Below are 12,260 nucleotides of genomic sequence, written 5' to 3' on the forward strand. Positions count from 1 at the left end.
GGCACGCACAGGAATCAGGCGCCTTCGCGGATGCAGTCCACGTAGTAGTGCCGCTTGCCCTGCTCGTCGGCCTCGTAGGCCAGCCCATGGACGTCGGTCTCGAAGCCCGGGAACTGCTGATTGAATTCCTGGGTGAACTTCAGGTAGTCGACGATGTCGCGGTTGAAGCGTTCGCCCGGGATCAGCAGCGGAATGCCCGGCGGATAAGGGGTCAGCAGCACCCCGGTGACGCGGCCTTCCAGTTGATCGACCGGCACACGCTCGACCTCGCGGTGGGCCATGCGCGCGTAGGCGTCGGCCGGCCGCATGGCCGGCACCATGTCGCTGAGATACACGCGCGTGGTCAGGCGGGCGAAATCGTAGTGGCGGTAGGCCTCATGGATTTCCTGGCACAGATCGCGCAGCCCCATGCGCTCGTAGCGCTTGTGCGAACGATGGAATTCAGGCAGCACCCGCCACAGGGGCTGGTTGCGATCGTAGTCGTCCTTGAACTGCTGCAGCGCGGTCAGCAAGGTGTTCCAGCGGCCCTTGGTGATGCCGATGGTGAACAGGATGAAGAAGGAATACAGGCCGGTCTTTTCCACCACCACGCCATGCTCGACCAGGTAGCGCGAGACCAGTGCCGCGGGGATGCCGGAATCGGCAAAAGTGCCCGAAATGTCCAGCCCCGGCGTCACCACCGTGGCCTTGATCGGGTCAAGCATGTTGAAGCCTTCGGCCAGGTCGCCGAAGCCGTGCCATTCATCACCCGAACCCAGCACCCAGTCCTCGCGATTGCCGATGCCTTCGGCCACCAGACGGTTGGGCCCCCAGACCTTGAACCACCAGTCGTTCTTGCCGAACTCGGATTCGACCTTGCGCATGGCGCGGCGAAAATCCAGGGCCTCGCGGATGGATTCTTCGACCAGGGCCGTGCCGCCCGGCGGTTCCATCATGGCCGCCGCCACGTCGCAGGACGCAATGATGGCGTACTGCGGCGAGGTCGAGGTGTGCATCAGGTACGCCTCGTTGAACAGGTTGCGGTCCAGCTTGCGGTCCTCGGAATCCTGCACCACGATCTGCGAGGCTTGCGAGATACCGGCCAGCAGCTTGTGGGTGGAGTGCGTCGCGAAGACCATCATGTCCTTGCTGCGCGGCCGGTTCGGGCCGATGGCGTGCATGTCCTCGTAGAACTCGTGGAACGCCGCATGCGGCAGCCAGGCTTCGTCGAAATGCAGGGTATCGATCTCGGAACCGAGCTTTTCCTTGATCATCTCGACGTTGTAGATCACACCGTCGTAGGTGCTCTGGGTCAAGGTCAGGATGCGCGGACGCTTGTTGGCGGCCTCGCGCGCAAAGGGATTGGCCTCGATCTTCTTGCGGATGCTCTCGGGGTCGAATTCTTCCAGCGGGATCGGCCCGATGATGCCCAGGTGGTTGCGCGTGGGGCGCAGGAACACCGGGATGGCGCCGGTCATGGTGATGGCGTGCAGAATCGACTTGTGGCAGTTGCGGTCCACCACCACCACGTCGCCTGCGGCCACGTTGGCGTGCCAGACGATCTTGTTCGACGTGGACGTGCCGTTGGTCACGAAATAGCAGTGATCGGCGTGGAAGATGCGCGCCGCGTTGCGCTCGGACTCGGCCACCGGGCCGGTGTGGTCCAGCAACTGGCCCAGTTCGTCCACCGCGTTGCAGACGTCGGCGCGCAGCATGTTCTCGCCAAAGAACTGGTGGAACATCTGGCCCACGGGGCTTTTCAGAAAGGCCACCCCGCCCGAATGCCCGGGACAGTGCCAGGAATAGGAACCGTCGGAGGCGTATTCCAGCAGTTCACGGAAGAACGGCGGCGGCAGGCTGTCCAGGTAGGCGCGGGCCTCGCGGATGATGTGCCGCGCGACGAACTCCGGCGTGTCCTCGAACATGTGGATGAAGCCGTGCAGTTCGCGCAGGATGTCGTTGGGGATGTGCTGCGAAGTGCGCGTCTCCCCGTACAGGTAGATGGGGATGTCCTCGTTGCGAAAACGCAGTTCGCCGATGAAGGCGCGCAGGTTCTTGATCGCGTTGGCGACGTCTTCGGGGGAATCCTCGTCGAATTCCTCGTCGTCGATCGACAGGATGAAGGCGCTGGCGCGGCTCTGCTGCTGCGCGAACGAACTGAGGTCACCATAGCTGGTGACCCCCAGAACCTCGACGCCCTCGGCCTCGATCGCCGACGCCAGGGCGCGGATACCGAAGCCCGAGGCATTCTCGGAACGATAGTCTTCGTCGATGATGACGATGGGAAAACGAAATTTCATGGCGGCCAATGGCGACTAAGTGCGCGGCAGGGTAACCCCCTGCTGGCCCTGATATTTACCGCCCCGGTCGGCGTACGAGGTCTCGCAGACCTCGTCGCTTTCGAAGAACAGCATCTGGGCGCAGCCCTCGCCCGCGTAGATCTTTGCCGGCAGGGGGGTGGTGTTGGAAAATTCCAGCGTCACGTGGCCTTCCCATTCGGGCTCCAGCGGCGTGACGTTGACGATGATGCCGCAGCGGGCATAGGTGCTTTTCCCCAGGCACACGGTCAGCACCGAGCGCGGAATGCGGAAATATTCGACCGTGCGGGCCAGGGCGAAGGAATTGGGCGGGATGATGCACACGTCGCCCTTGAAATCCACGAAGGACTTTTCATCGAAGGCCTTGGGGTCGACGATGGTGGAGTTGATGTTCGTGAAAATCTTGAATTCGTTGGCGCAGCGCACGTCGTAGCCGTAGCTGCTGGTGCCATAGCTGACGATCCGCTGGCCGTCGACCGAGCGCACCTGGCCGGGTTCGAAAGGTTCGATCATGCCGGCCTGCGCGGCGCGCCGGATCCAGCGGTCGTTTTTGATGCTCATGAGCGCCCTCTGTTCAAAGTTGCGGTATTTTAAGTCACATCAACGGCACGCGGCGCGTTCAGTCCATCGAGAACCAGCGATAGACCAGGGCCAGGCCGCTGACGGTGCCCGTGGTGACCTCGGCCTGCAGGCCGCGCATCAGCCGATAGCTCAGCCGCGCCACCGTGCCGGTCTGCGCCATCGCCTGTTCCAGGCTCAGTCTCAGATCGTCGGTCAGGGTCTTGCCGGCCAGGACGAACCGCTGCTCGATGGCGCTGGCGCCCGTGTCCAGGCCGCTGACCACGCTCTCGACCGGCAGAATGCTGCCCGTGCTGCCCAGCTCGCCCGAGCGCATGCTCAGTTCATCCAGGCCAAAGCGTTTATAGAACGGCTCGCCGCCCGACAGGAAGGAACTGCCCACCGAGAACAGCAGCGACATGTCCGCGCCGCCCTGATCCGGCCCGTGGCCCAGCAGCAGCCAGGACAGTTTTTCGGTTTCGCTGACTTCAGGAATGGACATCAGATCGATGCGCGGACGCCGGGCGGTGCCGGCCACCCGGACACCGGCCTGGACCGCGACGTCGGTGCGCAAGGCCTGGATGTCGAGCACGGGATTGGCCACATCGCCCTGAAAGGTGATGGTGCCGCGCCGCAGTTGCAAGTGCTGGCCATAGGTATTGATCGCGCCGCCCCGGGTCCGCAACTGGCCCAGGGCCGTGAGCCTGCCGGCCTGCATGCGCAGATTCATGCTGCCGATCAGCCCCGAATCCAGGCCGAAGCCGGTCAGGTAGAAACGCGGCCCCAGATCGACCGTCAGATCGGCCCGCAGATCCATCGGCGGCGAGGCCGGGGGGGCGACGTCCCTGGCCCCCGGCTTGAGGATCACCACGTCGCTGTCCAGGGACGGAATGGCGTTGAGCATGTCCAGATCGAACCAGCCGGCGTCGGCCGTGATTTTTCCGCCAAGATGAATTTCAGGCAGGGTCGCCTCGATCTGGAGGTCGCCGCTGATCATGGCGTAGCGGTCGGAGCGCTGCAGGATCGGGTAACGCCGGAAGGCGATGTTCACCCGGCCCTGGCTCTCGAGCAGGTCCCAGGCGCCCGACAGGTCCAGCGCGCCGTTCTGGGCGTCCGGGTTCTCCGCGACCCAGGTGGCGGTGCGCCATTCCTTGGGGGTCACCCGGCGCACTGCCGGGAAGCGCAGATGTTCCAGCAGCACCTGCGTACCGTCGAAACGGGCCTGCAGGGTGCCGTCCAGCAGCCGCACGCCCTGGTCGGCGATCAGCAGGCGCAGACCGTCACCGCGCACCGGACCGGACAGCGTCCAGCGCCCGTTGGGCAGACTGCGGCCCTGCACGTCGGCCTGCAGGGTGCCGCCGACTTCCACCTCGCCACCCAGCAGCAGGTTCAGCCAGGCCAGATCCTGGGATTCGGCTTCGAAGCGCACGTGCCGCTCGTCCTGCGGCCGCAGGGCCAGGCCGCCGGCCGGGGTGGCATGGATCGGCGTGTCGGCCCGCAGGCGCATGCGGCCCATTTTGCGGGTGCCGACCTGCAGGTCGGCATCGGCGCGGCTCAGTCCTTCGCCGATGCGCCGGATGGCGATGTCCAGGCGGGCGTCTTGCAGACCCAGTTGAATGGGCACGTCGCCGGGCACGATCAGGTCCCCGTCCCGACGGACCAGATGGAGATCGCCGGCCAGGGCGCCGTCGAATTTCAGGTTCCAGTCCAGGCTGACGTCCAGTCGGCTGCGCCGCGCCTGTTCGGACAGTTCGGTGCGGACCCCGCCCGGCCGCGCCTCGGCGCGGTCCAGCCAGGTCTGCACCCGGGTGATGCGATCCGGCGTCAGGGTCAAGGGATCGATGCCGCCGCGCGTTTCCCAATGGCCTGCCCCCCCGGCCGAGGCCTGGTGACGCAGGCTGAGCAGGGGCTCACCGTCCAGCGCCAGCCCGAGGACCGCCTGGCCGACCTGCCAGCCGCCTTCGGCGTCCAGCGCCAGCGGCACCGCCGCCCGGCTGTCCAGGACCAGGCCGGCATGCTCGGCCCGCAGCGTGCCGATCTGGCCGCGCCAGCCCTGCGCCTGCGTCCAGCCGCCGCCGAACGCCAGATCCAGGCTCATGGGTGCCTGGCCGGGCACGCCGGCGCGCGCGTCCGGCGGAGTGTAATGGGCCTTCAGATGACCCTGGTGCCCGGTCAAAGGACCGGCCACGTCGAAATCCAGTTCCGCGCCGCCCGGCAGGCCGGGCCACAACGCCGCCAGGGCCGGGAGCCGGGCCTGCAGCGTCAGCCGGCTGGTGTCTGCCGAAGCCTCGCCGCCGGCACGGATGTGATCCGGCCCCAGGCGCACGTCCATGTCCAGGCCCGAAGCCTGAAGCCCCAGCACATCGACCGGACCCGCCGCATTCGCGTCGAACAGCACGCCGCCCGCGCGCGACAGGCGATCCAGCCGGATCTTGCCCGACAAGGGCTGGCCGTTCCAGCGATTGGGGCCGTCGAACGCCAGGTTCAGCCCCAGGTCATGCAGCCGCTGTCCGGCATCCAGGCGGGCGCGCAGTTCACCTTGCAGATTGAGCAGTGACGCCCCCAGGTCCGACGGCAGCCAGGGTGCCGGGCGCAAATCGCGCACCGACCATTGCGCGTGGATCGGCCTCAGACCGTCCGCACCCGGCGCTTCGGGCGTGACCGCGAGCGTCACCCGGGTATCGCCCGGCAGGCTCAGATCCATCTGCGCCGCACCCAGCGGAAAAGACTGACCGGGCTGAATGTCGGCCGACGCCTGCAAGGCCAGACCCTCGCCCCGCCCGCTGACTTGCAGATGCAGGGCCTGCAGGGTTCCGGCCAGGCGCAGGTCCAGATCGATCCGGCAGGCGTCTTCGGACGCACCGCTGCCGGGTTGAAAACCCCCAGCCGCCATCAGCCGCCGCAGGCAGACCGGCGATTGCGCGCTTCGATCCTGGGCGGACCCGTGCAGATTGAGTTCGAAAGGCCAGGGTGCCGCCAGCCCCCGCAGGGCCAGGTTGCCATTGAACCGCAGCAGCGTGCCCTCGTGCGCAGCCTGCAACTGGTCCAGCGTCACGGTCGCCGTGTGAGCGTCCAGCGTCAGGGCGGTCGAGACGGACAGCAGCTCGACGGGCAACGGCTCGCCGTCGATGCGCAGGCCCAGCCCTCCCAGCGCCAGCCGGTCCACCCGCAGGCCCAGCGGCAGCGCCGGCATCCGGAAAGATTCATCGGCGGCATCGGGCGCGGCGGGCACCGGTGCGGTGCGCAGATCCATGTCCACGCGCACGGCCGACAGGTCATTGACATGCAGGCGGCGATCCAGCAGTTCCGGCCAGAGCGCCTTGAGATGCAGCCCGACCACGCGCACGTCCACATCGGGCAGCGCGATCGACAGGCCCTCGACGTACAAGCCGTGCACCAGGGTGCCGCGCACGCCATGGGCCTCGCCGCCCAGTTGACCGGTCGCCGTGCGCAACAGCCAGCGGGTGCCGGTGGTGCTGGACACGCACCAGGCGGCAAACCCCACGGCCAGCAGCAGCGCCAGCACGATGGGCGGCAGCCCCCAGAGTCCAAAGGCCCGCAGGCCGCGCAGGATGCGCGCCTTCAAAACGCGATCCCCAGGGAGAATTGCAGCCGCAGGCGGCGGTCCTTCTGCGCCCAGGCCAGGTCCACGAAGAACGGCCCGGCCGGTGTGCGTACCGCCAGGCCGGCCCCATAGCCCAGATGCCAGTCGAACTGGCCGAAGGATTCGGCTGCGTCCCCCGCGTCGATGAACAGATTGGCGCCCAGCATGTCGGTGAAGTAGTGCGTGTATTCGATGCTGGCCACGCCCAGCACGGGCGCGCCCATGACCGCGTCGCCGCGTTCCAGGCCGATGCTCTGATAGCGATAGCCCCGGATGCTGCGCGACCCGCCGGTGCGCCAGGAAAAATCCTGAGGCAGCCGGTTGGTCTGCGACCAGACCTTGCCGATCTCGCCGCGCACGGTCAGCACGTCACGCTCGCCGATCGGCCACCATTGCTGGGCACGCAGGCTGCTGCGGTGGAACTCCTTGCCATCGTCCAGGGTGGTGCCCACGCCCAGGCCGAATTCGATCAGATTGCCTTCACGCGGGTTGTATTTGGAGTCCACGTCGCGACGCAGCCACTGCCAGGTGGCCGCCCAACTGGGGACCTCGTAGCGCGAATCGCCGGAAATGCGGATCTTGTCGTAGGCAACCAGTCCCCCCCAGCGCACCTCGTATTCGACGCGGCTGTCGCCGGCCGCCTTGCGCGTCTGGCTGCGTTTCCAGCCCAGGCCGGCGCGGCTGGTCTCCAGGCCCTCGATGTCCGAATGGTCGTACAGCAGACCGAAACTGTCCTTGCTGCCGTCCATGCCGGGCGGCAGATGCACGTCGAAAAAAGCGCGCTGCCGCTTCTGATCGACCCCGGCGCCAGTCTCGATCCAGATTGGCAGGCCGTAGACCACGTTCTGGCGGTACAAGCCCTCGACCCGCACGCCGTGGTCGCTGTCCACGCCCAGCGAACCGCTGGCGTAGCGGGCGGGGCCTTCGGTCACCTGGACGCGCACGGGCAGCGTGACGGGATCGGTGCCAGTGGGCCGCGCAGGTTCCGGCGCAGCCGTGCCTTTTTGCGGGTCTGCCGACGCAGCGTTCGTCTCCCGCAGCGGCGTCGTGCCATCGTTCAAGGTGACGAAAGCGCCGCGAAAGAAGGTCGTAGACTGCAGAGCCTGCTGCCAGTCTTCCAGACGCGTCTGGTCATAGGCCTCGCCCGGGTCGTACTTCACATAGCGCCGGATCAGGGATTCGGGCACCCGCTTCAGGCCGACGATCTGGAGTTCGCCCAGCCGCACCGGCGGCCCGCTGTCGAGTTCGACGTCCAGGTCGGCCTTGGCCGCCTCGGGATCGACCGCAGCCCGGGTGTGCGCGTAGCGCGCATAGTAAAAATCCCGGCGCGAGGCTTCGTCCAGCAGTTCGGTCTTGGCCCGGCTCCAGTCGTCATTGATGAACGGCATGCCCTGCTTCAGCAACCAGTCGTCCCGCAAGGCCTGGCGGCGGGACGCATAGGCATCCCCGGCCAGCGCGCCGTCAAAGCGCAGCCCGAGCTGGCGCACCCGGGCGCGCTCGCCGACATCGATCGTGATGTCCCAGAATTCACCGCCATTGGCGGCGCCCGGCGAGACGTCCAGCGTGACGGTCGCACCGAAATACCCCTGGGTCTGCAGGGAGGCCTGGGCGGCTTCCCAGGCGCGTCGCCGCAGGCGCGAGACCTCGCGCACGTCCTGATCCTCGGTCAGGCGCGTAATGGCGCCGACCGCATCGGTAATGGATTGCAACACTTTAGGCGGCGCGCCGCCCGGATCGATGATGACTTCCGGCGGCGCGGCCAGCGCAGGGGCGCAGGCCGTGATTCCCAGGACGAGCAGCGCCCGGCGCATCCCGGACCCGCCTGGCCGATGCATCCTCCTGACGAATCCGGTCAGCGCCTCCCGGAGCATCAGCTCGTGCGCGCCACGACCCTGGGCCGCGAGCCGGAATCGTCCAGCGGCTGCCCGGCCACGTGGATGGCCAGTTGACGGGCGATGTCCTGATAGCGGCGCGCGGCCTCGCCGTCAGGCGAAGCGACGACACTGGGCCGGCCGGAGTCGGTTTCCTGGCGGATGTCGAGCTGCAACGGCAAGGCCCCCAGCCAGGGCAGGTGATAGGTCGCCGCCAACTGACGGCCGCCGTCCTGGCCGAAGATCGGCTCCGCGTGCCCGCAGTTGGAGCACACGTGGACGGACATGTTTTCGACGATCCCCAGCACCGGGACATCCACCTTCTGGAACATGATCAGGCCCTTGCGGGCATCGGCCAGGGCCAGGTCCTGGGGGGTGGTGACGATGATCGCCCCCGTGAGCGGGACCTTTTGGGCCATGGTGAGGGCAATATCGCCCGTTCCCGGAGGCATGTCCACGATCAGGTAATCCAGATCGTTCCATTTGGTAAGCGACAGCAACTGCGTCAGCGCCTGCGTGACCATGGGGCCGCGCCAGATCGCCGGCCCGTCGTCGTCCATCAGAAAGCCGATGGAATTGGCCTGCAGGCCATGGCCGATCATGGGTTCCATGCTCTTGCCGTCGACGCTTTTCGGCTTGCCCGACAGGCCCAGCATGATGGGCACGCTGGGGCCGTAGATGTCGGCGTCCAGCAGGCCGACGCGCGCACCCTGGCTGTGCAGCGCCAGCGCCAGATTGACGGCCGTGGTGCTCTTGCCGACCCCGCCCTTGCCCGAGGCCACGGCGATGATGTTGCGGACATCGTCCAGGGGGCGCAACCCGCGCTGCACCGAGTGGGCGGCGATCCGCGACTGGAATCCCAGCGTCCCCAGGCGCACGCCGGCCGCGTCCAGCGCGGTCCGGATGGCGGCCCCCAGGGCCTGCTCGCCATTGAACAAGGGATAGCCCAGGGTTACAGTGATGTTGAAGGCATCGCCCGCAGCGGCGATCTGCAGGTCGGGTTCGGTCACCGCCAACGTTTTCCGGGTATCGGGGTTGATGACCCTGGACAGGATCGTGCGGATGTCCTGTATCGTGGTAGCCATAGAAGTCCGGGTGAAAACAGTCGAAACCAGAAGCATAGCGGATTCCCCTGGAAATCCGCCGATTGACCCCAATATGGATAGGCACGGCGCACCCTCCAGAACCGGCCGGAGACCGCGTCAGTCTACGCTTCACATGCAACCTTTTCCGGCCACAGGAGTCCAACTCTCATGAACCTGATCCAACAAATCCTGCGCGCCGCCCTGTTCCTGGTCCTGGCCTTCTTCGGTCTGGTGATGGCGTTTATCTTCATGGCCTCGACCGCCCTGGCAATCGGCGTGCTGTACATCGTCGCCCGGCTGAAGGGGCGGCCTTTCGGTGTGAAAGCGTATTGGGCGGAGCGCCGTAGGCCGACCATGCCGCCCGGCGCCTGGTCCCGGACTGCTCAACCGGCACGGGAAAGGGACGTAACGGATATCGAGATGCGGGAGATTCCGTGATCCGCGGGTGTCTCTCTCGTCATTGCCTTTAGACGCCGAGTTTAGACGTTTAGAGGTTGAGACGAACGATCACTGTCGTGATCGAAACGGCCCCTTCAGAGTGCTTCTGAAGGGGCCGTCGCATTCAGGGGCAATGCGGCAAAAACGCGCCCGCAGCCAAGTCGACAGGAGGCCTACTTGTCGGAGCCCTGCTCTTTCTGGTCTTGTTGATTCTCGCCGGATTCGGAGTCTTGATCGGATATCTTGGGGGTCTTCCAGTTAAGCGGCGGTGCGACGATATCCTTCCAGGCGACACGTTTAGGTGTGGTCATGGTTTCCTCCAAAAGCAACGTGGCAGCACACAGTGTGCCGCCACTATTGCTGTATAAAATATCAGTATTTTTGTGTTATGTCAAATTGGTGGGTGGATTGGGGGGCAGATCTAGCCGCGTGTGGGTGGATGCTTTCGGCCAAGAGCAGTCATTTGCTCCAATCACTTTCTGGGTGCATTCCTTATTAGTTGCCGGCCCCAGCGTGATGCAGGATGAAGGCGCGGTGAGAAGTGCTACTCCAATTGCCAGCGATCATCCCCACCGGTCACAGCTTCAGCACTAAAATCGGCTTTTCTTCTGGAGACTTACATGCATCGAATTGTCAAAGCGCACTTGGAAAGCTTTGTGAGAAGTTTTGGGCTCGAGGCGGACGACGAATCGGTGCAATTCGAGAAATTCGCAACACACTGCGTCATCTCAAACCGCTTCAGTTCGGCCTTTGATCTGGATGACGTCTGCACGGGGCCAGGTGACGATGGTATTGATGGCGTGGCTGTCGTGATCGATGAAACGTTGACCGCTTCCGCCGAGGATGCGCAAGCGATCTTCGCGGCACAGCGTCGGAATCACGACGTAGACATATTGTTCATCCAGGCCAAGCGCTCCGAGAGTTTTGATCTCGGTGAGTTCCTCAAGTTCAAGGAGGGCGTTCTCAGGTTTTCCACTCAAACGCCATATACCTCGACTGATGAAGTGTTGTCGGAGGCTCGAAAGATGTTCGATGTTGTCCTTCAAGAGGTGCCGAAGGTGCGAAACGGCAAGCCATCCCTGACGGCTCGATTCGTCACCACCGGTCAGTACAAAAATCCCCCAGCGCTCGAGACAGCTCTCGCCGACTTCGTGGCGCAACTTGTAGAACTCGGCCTGTTTCATGATATAGATGTTCGGTTCATTGATCGCGACGAGCTTACCCGCCTGTGGATCGGTACGTATTCAGGTATTGAAGCAAGCTTGCCTGCATTCAGCATCGCTGCGCTGCCTAACATCGCTGGAATCGATGAGGCCTATCTCGCGGTAGTACGTGCTCAAGAGCTCGTGAATAACCTCTTGCTAACTGAGGACGGAAACCTGCGAACGCAGGTATTCGAGGAAAACGTCCGATCGTTCTTGGGTCATGAAAATCCTGTAAATCAGTCAATCGCAGCGACACTGGCTTCTGAGGTGGCAAGCCGTTTTCCGGTGCTGAACAATGGAATAACAATTGTTAGCCCTGACGTTAAGCTTCAAGGAACCACTCTACATCTGACGAACTACCAAATTGTGAATGGGTGTCAGACATCGAACGTTCTCTTTGAGAACCGCAGGATGCTCGGTGATGTCATGGTGAATATTAAGGTCGTGAAGACACAGCTTGAAGATGTTTTCTCCGAGTTAGTGCGTGCGACAAACAGTCAGACCCAGGTCGAGGACAAGCAATTCCTATCGTTGCGTCCAATCATCAAGCGCGTCGAACAATACTTCAACACCTATGATGGAGCTGAAAGTCGTTTGTATCTGGAACGGCGCGATCGCCAGTACGTTGGTCAGAACATTCCCGCCATCAGAACTTTCTCCCTTCACAACGCTGCGAGATGCGTAGCTGCCATGTTTTGCAATCGACCGGATCTGGCCGCACGTTATCCAAAGCAGATGTATGAGGAACTAACCGAGACAATATTTTCAGACTCTTCCAAAGAGGTGGTGTTCTACGCTGCGTGTGTGACTATGTACAGGTTTAATTTACTGGTGTCGAATAGCACCATTCCACAAAATATAAAACGCTTCAAGTGGCACATATTGCTGTTGGTCCGCGCGATTCTGGTAGGGGCTAATGTTCAAAATTTGAACGCGAGAGATGTGGAGCGTGCAGCCGAAAAGATCATCAATGTAATGGGGCAGCATGGCCAGCCGGCAACGGATGTGTTCAGCAGAGCCGTTGCTATCTGTCAAGGTTTGGGAGATGTGACCAGCGATCGACTTAAGCGCCAAACGATCCTGGGTGAAATGCTCGCTGTAGTCTAGAGGCATCTATTGCGTCAGAATCGACTGCACTCGATTACGACTTCTTGCTTTCGAGTGCTTGTTCAGAGAGGGAACCAATTGCTTGGCACGCAACT

At 63.8% G+C, this 12,260-nt stretch carries 8 protein-coding genes; 2 read left to right on the forward strand and 6 right to left on the reverse strand.

The window, feature by feature from the left end; genetic code table 11:
* Window positions 1–14: 14 nt before the first annotated feature.
* The 5 genes from WA983_RS13260 to apbC are packed head-to-tail and all read right to left on the reverse strand — an operon-like array spanning window position 15 to window position 9,415.
* A complete protein-coding gene (locus WA983_RS13260) occupies window positions 15–2,279 on the reverse strand; it encodes an Orn/Lys/Arg decarboxylase N-terminal domain-containing protein (RefSeq protein WP_424312168.1) in 2,265 nt (754 codons plus the stop codon).
* A 15-nt stretch (window positions 2,280–2,294) separates the two neighbouring features.
* Window positions 2,295–2,858 (reverse strand): dCTP deaminase, encoded by a 564-nt coding sequence (gene dcd, locus WA983_RS13265; RefSeq protein WP_424251115.1) that lies wholly within the window; start codon window positions 2,856–2,858, stop codon window positions 2,295–2,297.
* Window positions 2,859–2,916: 58 nt separating this feature from the next.
* Window positions 2,917–6,441, reverse strand: a complete 3,525-nt coding sequence (locus WA983_RS13270) for a translocation/assembly module TamB domain-containing protein (RefSeq protein ID WP_424312169.1) — start codon at window positions 6,439–6,441, stop codon at window positions 2,917–2,919.
* Window positions 6,438–8,270: an autotransporter assembly complex protein TamA gene (locus tag WA983_RS13275; protein WP_424312170.1), complete on the reverse strand. Its 1,833-nt coding sequence runs from the start codon at window positions 8,268–8,270 to the stop codon at window positions 6,438–6,440. The genes WA983_RS13270 and WA983_RS13275 overlap by 4 nt, the downstream gene beginning before the upstream one ends.
* Window positions 8,271–8,329: 59 nt before the next feature.
* The gene (apbC, locus tag WA983_RS13280; RefSeq protein WP_424312171.1) at window positions 8,330–9,415 is read right to left on the reverse strand and encodes an iron-sulfur cluster carrier protein ApbC; all 1,086 of its coding nucleotides are present in this window, start codon (window positions 9,413–9,415) and stop codon (window positions 8,330–8,332) included.
* A 168-nt stretch (window positions 9,416–9,583) separates the two neighbouring features.
* Here apbC and WA983_RS13285 point away from each other — a divergent pair, with 168 nt between their 5' ends.
* A complete protein-coding gene (locus WA983_RS13285) occupies window positions 9,584–9,853 on the forward strand; it encodes a hypothetical protein (RefSeq protein ID WP_424312172.1) in 270 nt (89 codons plus the stop codon).
* A 173-nt stretch (window positions 9,854–10,026) separates the two neighbouring features.
* Here WA983_RS13285 and WA983_RS13290 read toward each other — a convergent pair whose 3' ends face one another.
* Window positions 10,027–10,164: a hypothetical protein gene (locus WA983_RS13290; RefSeq protein WP_424312173.1), complete on the reverse strand. Its 138-nt coding sequence runs from the start codon at window positions 10,162–10,164 to the stop codon at window positions 10,027–10,029.
* 309 nt (window positions 10,165–10,473) lie between these two features.
* On the opposite strand from WA983_RS13290, the gene WA983_RS13295 reads away from it, so the two are divergent.
* A complete protein-coding gene (locus WA983_RS13295; protein WP_424312174.1) occupies window positions 10,474–12,165 on the forward strand; it encodes an AIPR family protein in 1,692 nt (563 codons plus the stop codon).
* The last annotated feature ends 95 nt before the right edge of the window (window positions 12,166–12,260 follow it).

It is taken from the genome of Castellaniella sp. (genome assembly GCF_049650445.1).
Lineage (GTDB): Bacteria > Pseudomonadota > Gammaproteobacteria > Burkholderiales > Burkholderiaceae_B > Castellaniella.